Raw genomic sequence first — 9,354 nt, forward strand, 5'->3', positions numbered from 1 at the left:
TTCTTGCGCTCTGACGTAACTTGTGTTTCGCTTCCATTGATTCCGTCAATCTCCCGATTTGGGGCGTTATTTCGTTTATTCGGGCAAGGGGGAGACCTGGTGAGCGCGCTCTGGGATGCGGTAGGCACCAACGCCCGCCCGAAGACGGCACTGCACCTGCCGTTCGAGGGACGATCCGTACCCGTCACGCAACTGCTGGCCGACGCCGAGCGGACGGCAACAGTGATCGCCGGCCGGCGTCGCGTCGGCATCCTGATGGCCAACGGCGAACCCTGGCTGCGCGGGCTGCTCGCGTGCTTCCGGATCGGGGCTGCCGCGGTGCCCATCGCCCTCCCCGTGGCGTTCGGGAGCAGCGAGGGCTACCAGAAGCACCTGCGCCGCGTCATCGAGGACGCCGAGCTGGAGACCCTGCTGGTGGACGGCCAGAGCGCGCACCTGCTCAGCCGGCTCGGAACGTTGCCGAACGTCCGGCTGGACGACATCACGGAGGTACCCGAGCCGGCCGGGCCGGTCGGTGAGAACCCGGCCGACGAGTTCGCGGTGATCCAGTACACCTCCGGTAGCACCTCGGCGCCCAAGGGTGTCGGGCTGACCGCCGACACCATCCTGGCCGGCCTGGCGGCCATAGCCGACGGCCTGGGCCTGACCGAGACCGACGAGATCGGCATCTGGCTGCCGCTGTTCCACGACATGGGCCTGTTCGGCATGCTCGCGCACCTGGCCAGGGGCTGCTCGGTCAACCTCTGGCGCACCACCGACTTCCTCCGGGACACCCGCGGCTGGCTGGCTGGCGCGGCGGCGTCCGGCGCCAGCGTGCTGCCCATGCCCAACTTCGCCTATCAGCGCATGGTCGAGGCGGTCGAAGCCGGCGGCGCTCCCGACGGACTCGATCTGTCCGGGTGGCGGGCCGCCTGCAACGGCGCCGAGCCCGTGCAGTGGTCGACGCTGGAGGCATTCAACCGGGTGTTCGGCCCGTACGGGTTCCGGCCCGAGGCGATGCTTCCGTGCTACGGCATGGCCGAAGCCACGCTCGTCGTCAGCTGGGCGACGCCGAAGGACCTGCCGTGGCACCTCACCGTCGACCGGTTCGCCCTCGCGCCGGGCGACGAGGTCGCCCGCGTCGCCCCGGAGGCCGACAACGCCCGTGAGGTCGTCGCCTGCGGTTCGGCGGCGCCGGGCATCGCCTTCCGGATCGACGCCCCGGGTGCCGGTCAGGTCGGCGAGGTCCAGATCCGTGGCGCGGCCGTGATGGGCGGCTACCTCGGGCTGCCCGCCGACCAACAGCCCTTCACCTCCGACGGCTGGTTGCGCACCGGTGACCTCGGGTTCGAGGCCGAGGGCGAGTTGTTCCTGGTCGGCCGCCTCAAGGACATGGCAATCATCCGCGGTCAGAACTACTACGCCGAAGACGTTGAGCAGATCGCGCGCCGCGTCCAGGGTTTCGACGTCCGGGCCTGCGCCGCCCTCCAGGCCAGGGACGGCGGCTTCGAGCACCTCGCGGTCCTCGTCGAGACACCGCTCGAGGGTGCGGAGGCCGCCGCTCTGACGAGTGCCGTCGAGGCGGCCATCTCCGCTGAGCTCGGCCCCGGGGTGGCGTTCGTGCACCCCGTGCCCGTCCGCTCCATCCCGCACACCAGCTCCGGCAAGGTTCGCCGCCAAGCCGCCAGGGACCTCTACCAGAAGACCGTGAAGGACGCCTCATGAGTATGCAGACCGTCGAGGACGCGGTGGCCACCGCCCTGGCCAACCGGCTGCAGATGGACAAGGCCGACATCGACCTGGATCTCCCCATGCACCTGCTACCGAAGATCGAGTCGGTGGTGATCCTCAGCGTGGTGGTGGATCTCGAGGACGCACTGAGTGTGGCGATTCCCGACGACGTCCCGTTCGCGGCGGTTACCGCACGTGACCTTGCCGAGCTCATCAAGGAACTCATGTGAGACTCCGCTTCGAGCCGACCCCGCCGGACCTGGCCGTCTTCGACACCACCCTCGCCGACGCGGCCACCGTGCTGTGCACCGACGAAGCCGGGGTCGTCGCGCTCGGCCTGCGGCAGGTCGACGGCCTGCTCGACTACACCGACGTCGCCAACGCGGCGCTGCACTCCGGCACCGGCACCACGGTGCCTGAACTGGCCAGGCGGCTGCTCATGCGGTTTGTGGCGGCCGAGCCGGACAGCTGGTTCGTGCCCCTGGACTGGACGGTTGCGGTACACCGGGCACCCACCGGTGAGACCTTCCAGGTGGCGGTCCCGGATCTGGACGCCGAGGGCGTCGAGCTCCTGGACGACCCGGCTGCCGACCTGCCGCGGCCGGTCGTCGCCGAGGGTTATCAGGTCGATCCGTACCAGGTGCGCGTCCGGCTCACCGGCGAGCGTTTCGACATCACCGACCGCCGGGTCCGCGCGGCGTTCGACGACGTCCTCGGTGCCTTCGACAGCGGCGCGGTGCGCTATCAGGCGATCGCCGAGCCGCTGCGCACCGACCACCGACGGTCCTGGGATCTGGGTGTCGCCGACTGCGTCGTGGCGGGGAGGGTCCTCGCCAACCGGCTGCGGGCCGAAGGATTCCAGGCGCGGGCCCGCCGCGGCTTCCTGCTGGGCCTCGTCGGCAACGATCACGGCTGGTGCGAGGTCCACCTCGACGGTCAGTGGCGCGCCCTGGACCCGGCGTTCGCCTACCTCGCGGCCGAGCATGGTCGGGACGGCGGGGCGGAGTTCCGGGCGGCCTGCCGTGGCAGCCGGTTCAACCGCCTGCTGCCGTGCGCCGTGGCCGAGTCGGCCGCGCTGTTCCTGCGGCCGGACGGCACGCCGCCCCCGGCGTGGGCTTTCGGGGCCGTGTCCTCACGTCTTCGGCGCGCTGTCGTCAGCCGAGCCTGAAGAGACCTGAAGAGACCTGAAGAGAGTGGTCATGAAGTCAGACACGATGGCGGAGCTGGCTGGTGGCTGGGCCGTTCCGCTCGGCGGGGACGCGCTGTTCACCTGGGACTACGACGCCGGCACCGAGCAGATGCTGAACCTGTACTCCCGCGGCAAGCAGCGCCAGTGGGACGCCGAGACGCAGCTGGACTGGAGCCACGACGTCGACCCGGACAACCCGCTCGGCCTGCCCGACGAGTTCATCTGGATCGCCGGCACGCCGGTGTGGGAGCGCCTGCCGGAGGCGGAGCGGACCACCGTCCGCCGGCATATAGCCGGCTGGCTCTATTCCCAATTCCTGCACGGTGAGCAGGGCGGCCTGGTGTGCTCGGCGAAGGTCGTCCAGGCCGTGCCGGACATCGCCTCGAAGTTCTACGCCGCCACGCAGGTGATGGACGAGGCCAGGCACGTCGAGGCGTACCAGCGCATGCTACAGACCAAGATCAAAGTGCAGTACCCGATCTCCACCGGTCTGCGCGGCCTGCTTGAGGCGATCATCGGTGACAGCCGCTGGGACATCACCTACCTCGGCATGCAGGTGATGATCGAGGGCCTGGCGCTGGCGGCGTTCAGCATCCAGCGCGACCGGATGCGCGATCCGCTGGCGCAGGCGCTCAACGCCTACGTGCTGCAGGACGAGGCGCGTCATGTCGCGTTCGGACGGTTGGCACTGCGCGACTACTACAGTCAGCTCAGCACCGCCGAACTGCGTGAGCGGGAGGATTTCGCGGTCGAGGCGTGCTGGGTGCTCAAGGACCGGTTCGTCGGCGAGGAGATGTGGCGCAAACTCGACTACGGTGCCGAAGAATGCATCGCGCTGGCCAACCGCTCGCCCGCCCAGCGCGAATTCCGGCGCCGGGTGTTCACCCGGATTGTCCCAACGCTGAAGGACATCAACCTGTTCGGCCCCAGGATACAGGAGAGCCTGCGTGAGCTGGGCGTCCTCGGGTTCAGCCGGGTCGACGGGGCCGAGATAAGCGCTGATGACGAGCGGATCGCCGACGAAATTGCCAGGCTGGAGTTTGCCACCCGGCAGCGGGAAGTGTCCGCGGCCATAGCCTGCGGCGCCGGCTCCGGCTCCGACGGCGACGGCGGCGACAACGGCGAGGACGAGGGATGACCGAACTGACCGAAGCCACCGACCCGTACGTTACCTCCACCGAAGCCGGTGTGGAGTTGCTGGCGGGCGCGCCGTGGAAGCGGATCGCGGTGATCGGCGACAGCATCTCGACCGGAATACGCGAAGCTGTGCCCGGCTACCAGGACCTGTCCTGGGTGGACCGGATCAGTGCCGTGCTGCACCGCATTCACCCTGACCTCGACGAGATTCGGCTGGCCAAGCGCGATCTGACGCTGACCGAAATCCGCCAGACGCAGTTGCAGCCGGCCCTGGACTTCAAGCCCGACCTGGTGTTCCTCTCCGGCGGCGGCAACGACTTCATCAGGCCGGGCTTCGATCCGATCACCGTGCGCACCGAGCTGACCGAGATCGTTTCCAGGGTCAGGGTGACCGGTGCCGACATCCTCACCATCGGGATGCTCGATATCAGCCAGGCGGGCATCGTCTCCGAGAAGTACGGGGAAATGTTCAGCAAGGCGACCAGGATCGTCACCCGGATCACGCGGGAGGTGTCCCAGGAGTACGGCGCGATCTTCGTCTCGTTCACCGACCATCCGCTCTGCGCCGACGCGGGCATCTACTGCAGCGACAGGCTGCACCTCAACTGCCGCGGCCAGGCGTTCGAGGCCACCGGGAAGATGCACGGGCTCGCCGCTCACCTGGCCGCGAGGAGCAAAGCCGCATGACCGATCTGACGACCTCGCTGCCGCTGGGACCGTTCGAGTGCAGCCCGGCCGCGGCCGCCGAGACAGCCGCGGCCGTGGCCGGGCCGCCGGCCGCCCTGTACCGCCAGCTGCTGGTCGAGCAGGAGTCCGAAGCGACGCTGGTGGCCGCCCGCCGGGTGCTCGCCGCGTTCCTGCCGGACAGTGCCGGTCCGGACAGGGAGGCCGGTCCGGACCGGGAGCACGTGCTCGCCGAGCTGGCTGGCTCCCGCGTGGCGATTGCGGGGGTCGCCGCTCGGCTCCGCACCGCTTCGGCCGAGACTGTGGCCGCGGTGCTGCGGCAGCGCGCCCCGCTCGCGCTGATCGAAGGCTGCTGGCTGGACACCGTGTCGCAGCCAGCGACCCAACCCGCCATGATCGTCAACCGGCTGGGCGCCGAGCAGCTGGAGTTGCTGGGTCGTGGCGTGGCCGAGCGCACCCTGGCCCATCAGCGCCGCCGGCTGCTGGCGGAGCACGGCGTGGTGCTCCCTGGCCTGGCGGCCACCGACTTCCTGACCGCAGCGCAGGCCCGGCCGCTCACCGTGGTGACGGCCGCCTTCTACCTGGCGCTGTCCCGGCTGCCGGCCAGTTTCCTGCCCGAGGTGGTCGGCGTGCACTGCGCCTTCCGGGCACTGGGCACCGACGCCGCACTATCCGGTGTGGACGGCCCTGGGTATGATCCGGCGCCGCTGCTGGCGGAGTATCTGGCGCTTACCGAGCAGTCGCCTACCGGCCCGGCCGACCGGGCGCGGCTGCTCGCGGCGATCCAGCTCGTCGTGCGTCTGGAGAGCGCGCACGTGGCGATGCTCGACGAGCTCGCGAGCTGGCACCAGGGCCTGTCACTCGACGCCAGAGTGGCGCTGATCGTCGCCAGGCACGCACCGTACGCGGGCCGCCAGCACCACAAGGTGCAGATCTCCGGTACCCCGCTGCGCGACCTGTTCGCCGACCCGGCATTTGACGCCGCGGCGTTCACCCGCCAGCTTCGCTCCTCTAGCCAGCTGAAGCCGCTGCGGGCCGGCGGTTGCCGCTTCACCAGGGCGATCACGTTCGGCGGACCGATGTTCGGGATCTTCGACGAGGCCGAAGCGCGCACGATCGGGCAGTGGGCGGCCGCTGTTGCCGCGGGTGAGGAACCCGGCGCCGACCTGGCTGCCTGCACCGCCGGCGACGAGGGCGCCGCTGCCTGGCAGCGTGCGCTCGTGGCTGCCGACCCCGGCGACGTCCTCGCCGCCGAGCCGCCGGCTCTCGACGAGCGTCAGTTCCTGTACCGCCTGGTCAACGTCGAGCGGTTCCCCAGTGTGCTGGCTGCCGCCCGCAGCCGCGTCGAGCTGGTGCTCGCCCAGGCCGAGGGGATGTTCGAGCTGGGAGCCGCCGGGCGCTACACCGACGCCACCTGGTTCGACTACAGCCCCGAGGCGCTGTGGGAGCGGGTGGACACCCTCTACTGGACGAAGCTCGTCGAGCCCTTCCGGCCGCTGACCGACATCCCGTCCAGGAAGAACGTGATCAACAACCAGAAGCGGTTCGCGCTGGGCAACCTCGTCGACGGCGCCTGCATGCACCGGATCGGCAACACCGGCCGCTTCCACCGCCCCAGCGACGGGCCGCTGTTCGCCATCTACGCCGACGAGATGGGCCGCGGCGACGTCGCCAAGAACCACATCACGCTGATCTACCAGGCCCTGACCAGCATGGGCATCCACCTGCCGCACCTGCGCTCGGAGGAGTTCCTCACCCAGGCCGAGCTGCCCGACCTGACCTACCCGTACGCCACCTACCAGCTCAGCCTGGCGCTGTTCCCGGACTCCCGCTACGAGGAGATCCTCGGCTACAGCCTGGGGATAGAGATGTTCGGCCTCGGCGAGCTGCGGCTGCACGAGATGGAGAAGATGCGCCATCACCGCTTCGACATCGCCTACGAGGCAGCGCATCTGTCCATCGACAACGTCTCGGCCGGCCACGCCCGCCAGGCGGCCGACCTGATCGTCGGCTACCTCGACCACGTCGGCCGCACCGCCGGCCCGGTTGCCGTCGAGCGAGCCTGGCAGCGGGTGTGGCGCGGCTACGCCTCGTTCGCGTTCTTCGTCGAGCCGCAGTTGGCCAGGCGCCTGATGGCAGGGCGGGCCGCCGCATGAGCCTGGACCCGGAGCTGGTGGCGCTGCCGTTCTACGAGCAGCCACACCGCGAGCTGGCCGAGGCGCTCGGCAGGTTCTGGGACACCCGCGCCGATCTGGCGGCGGCAGCCCGGACCGGCGCGCCGGCGAAGTACGGCGCCCGCGTGCTGCGCGAGCTGGGGGCCGCGGGGCTGCTGGAGCCCGCCGACCTGCGCAGCCTGTGCCTGACGAGGGAAGCCCTGGCCTACACCGAGGACCTGGCCGACTTCGCGTTCTCGATCCAGGTCCTGGCCGCCTGGCCGATCCAGCGCCACGGCACCGACGAGCAGAAGCGGCGCTGGCTGCCCGGCATGGCCCGTGGCGAGCTGGCCGGCGCGTTCGCGCTGTCGGAGGAGCAGGCCGGCTCGGACGTCGCCGCGCTCGCCCTGCGCGCCGTGCCAGACGGCGCGCAGTACGTCCTGGACGGGAACAAGACGTGGATCGCCGGCGCCGCGGGCGCCGACGTCTTCTGCGTGGTGGCCCGCACCGGCGACGGCCCGGCCGCGCTGGGCCTGACCGCGCTGCTCGTCCCGGCCGGCACCCCGGGCCTGCGGATCGAGCCGATCGACCTGGTGGCCGAACGCGACATCGCCCGGCTGGAGTTCGACGGCTGCCGGGTCCCGGCCGACGCCGTCCTGGGCTCCCGCGGCGGCGGGTTCATCGTGGCCATGGAGCTGCTCGAACGGTTCCGTCTCACCGTCGGCGCCGCGGCGCTCGGCTTCGCCCGCCGGGCCGCCGACGCCGCTCTGGCCAGGGCCAGGGAACGGGCCGCGTACGGCAGGCGGCTGTTCGACCTGCCGACGGTGAAGGCCAGCTTCGCCGATGTCGAGGTACGGCTGAACGCCGCCGCCCTCCTGGTGGCCAGGGCCGCCTGGGAGGCCGACCGGGGCGCCCCGCTGGCCAGGCACTCCAGCATCGCGAAGCTGTACGCCACCGAGGCCGCCCAGCAGGTCGTGGACGCGGCCGTGCAGGTCTACGGCGCGGCCGGGCTGGTGCACGACAGCCTGCCGGAGCGGCTGTACCGGCAGATCCGGTCGCTGCGGATCTACGAGGGCGCCTCCGAGGTGCTGCGCCTCGCCATCGCCGACGCCCTGGGCCCGCGCGGCCGGTTTCACGAGCGAATGTAAGTTCGTCTGTCCGAACGCTGAAAGCGAGCTCTTCTCATGGGGAGTAAGTCTCCGCGGTACCGCTGTGTCGGAATCGGGGCCGGACCGGCCAACCTGAGCCTGGCAGCCCTGTTGCACGGTGACCCAGGGATGCCGAACCTGGTCATCGACAGGAAGGCCGAATTCACCTGGCACGACGATCAGCTCATCCCGGGAGTGACCCTCCAGGTGTCCTTGTTCAAGGACCTTGTGAGCCTGTCCGACCCGACCAGCCCATTCTCGTTCATAGCCTATCTCCACGACCGCGGGCGAATCTACCACTACCTCAACGCACAGTTCGAAAAAGTGCCCCGTGCGGAGTTCCGTAACTACCTCGGCTGGGCCTGCAGCCGCAACGAGAACGTTGTGTTCGGCGAGGAGGCGCAGTCCGTCGACTTCACCAGCGACGCCTTTGTCGTGCAGACCGACAAGCGCACCCTCCTCGCCGACAACGTGGTGGTCGGCGTCGGCACCGTGCCGTGGGTGCCGATGTTCGCCCGCCCGCACCTGGGCAGCACTCAGTTCCATGTCAGCGAGTTCAGGTCGAAAGCCGTCGGCCTGCGCGACAAGCGGGTGGCGGTGATCGGCGGCGGCCAATCCGGCGCCGAGGCGTTCCTCGACCTGATCTCCCGGCCCGACAGCGAACTGCCGCACCGGGTGTCGTGGCTGTCCCGACGGCGCAACTACTTCCCGATCGACGATTCGCCGTTCACCAACGAGTTCTACATGCCCTGCCACTCCGACTACTTTGCCGAGCTCGACCTGGCCGTACGGGCCGACTTCAACAGCCAGCAGGTGCTGACCAGCGACGGCATCTCCGAGTCCACCGCCCGGGAAATCTATCAGCAGATCTACGTCCACCGGTTCATCACTGGCGCCCCGCAGCTCACCGGGCTCTACCCCAACCGCGAGGTGGTCGGCGTCGAGGCGTGCTCGCCGGACGGCTGGAGCATCTCCGTCCAGCACAACGACCTGGCCGGCGGCCTGGAGATCTTCGAGGCCGAAGTGATTATCTGGGCCACCGGGTTCCAGCCGGCCCGGATGGACTTCCTGGCCCCCCTGGAGCAGCGCCTGGCGCGGGAGGACGACGAGTATCAGGTGGACGCCGACTTCGCCGCCAACTGGGACGGCCCGGCCGACCGGAACCTGTTCCTGCAGAATGCGGTCCGCACGCAGCGCGGCCTCGCCGACCCGAACCTCAGCCTCACCGCCTGGCGCAGCCAGCGGATCGTCGACCGGATCCGCGGCGTCCGGAGCAGGGGACAGGACCCGGCGTTCGTCGAGTGGTCACCCAAGACAGGGGCCCGCTAATGGG

General features: G+C 70.0%; 8 protein-coding genes. All 8 read left to right on the forward strand.

Translation table 11 applies throughout. The features are described from left to right. Positions 1-99: 99 nt before the first annotated feature. The 8 genes from AC08OP_RS00465 to AC08OP_RS00500 are packed head-to-tail and all read left to right on the forward strand — an operon-like array spanning position 100 to position 9,350. The gene (locus AC08OP_RS00465) at positions 100-1,704 is read left to right on the forward strand and encodes an AMP-binding protein (protein ID WP_476612381.1); all 1,605 of its coding nucleotides are present in this window, start codon (positions 100-102) and stop codon (positions 1,702-1,704) included. After that, on the forward strand, positions 1,701-1,940 hold the full coding sequence (locus tag AC08OP_RS00470; RefSeq protein ID WP_011437665.1) for an acyl carrier protein: 240 nt from the start codon (positions 1,701-1,703) through the stop codon (positions 1,938-1,940). The genes AC08OP_RS00465 and AC08OP_RS00470 overlap by 4 nt, the downstream gene beginning before the upstream one ends. Beyond that, positions 1,937-2,878 carry a transglutaminase-like domain-containing protein gene (locus tag AC08OP_RS00475; RefSeq protein WP_476612382.1) on the forward strand — a complete coding sequence of 314 codons (942 nt, stop codon included), beginning with the start codon at positions 1,937-1,939 and terminating at the stop codon, positions 2,876-2,878. Before AC08OP_RS00470 ends, AC08OP_RS00475 begins: the two co-directional genes overlap by 4 nt. Before the next feature lie 31 nt (positions 2,879-2,909). Beyond that, positions 2,910-4,037 (forward strand): diiron oxygenase, encoded by a 1,128-nt coding sequence (locus AC08OP_RS00480; RefSeq protein ID WP_476612383.1) that lies wholly within the window; start codon positions 2,910-2,912, stop codon positions 4,035-4,037. Then, on the forward strand, positions 4,034-4,723 hold the full coding sequence (locus AC08OP_RS00485) for an SGNH/GDSL hydrolase family protein (RefSeq protein WP_476612384.1): 690 nt from the start codon (positions 4,034-4,036) through the stop codon (positions 4,721-4,723). The genes AC08OP_RS00480 and AC08OP_RS00485 overlap by 4 nt, the downstream gene beginning before the upstream one ends. Next, positions 4,720-6,876 (forward strand): iron-containing redox enzyme family protein, encoded by a 2,157-nt coding sequence (locus AC08OP_RS00490; protein ID WP_476612385.1) that lies wholly within the window; start codon positions 4,720-4,722, stop codon positions 6,874-6,876. The genes AC08OP_RS00485 and AC08OP_RS00490 overlap by 4 nt, the downstream gene beginning before the upstream one ends. Then, on the forward strand, positions 6,873-8,021 hold the full coding sequence (locus tag AC08OP_RS00495) for an acyl-CoA dehydrogenase family protein (protein WP_476612386.1): 1,149 nt from the start codon (positions 6,873-6,875) through the stop codon (positions 8,019-8,021). Before AC08OP_RS00490 ends, AC08OP_RS00495 begins: the two co-directional genes overlap by 4 nt. Before the next feature lie 36 nt (positions 8,022-8,057). Continuing rightward, positions 8,058-9,350, forward strand: coding sequence for a lysine N(6)-hydroxylase/L-ornithine N(5)-oxygenase family protein (locus AC08OP_RS00500; protein ID WP_476612387.1), 1,293 nt, complete (start codon positions 8,058-8,060; stop codon positions 9,348-9,350). The last annotated feature ends 4 nt before the right edge of the window (positions 9,351-9,354 follow it).

It is taken from the genome of Frankia sp. CeRuru1 (genome assembly GCF_977966315.1).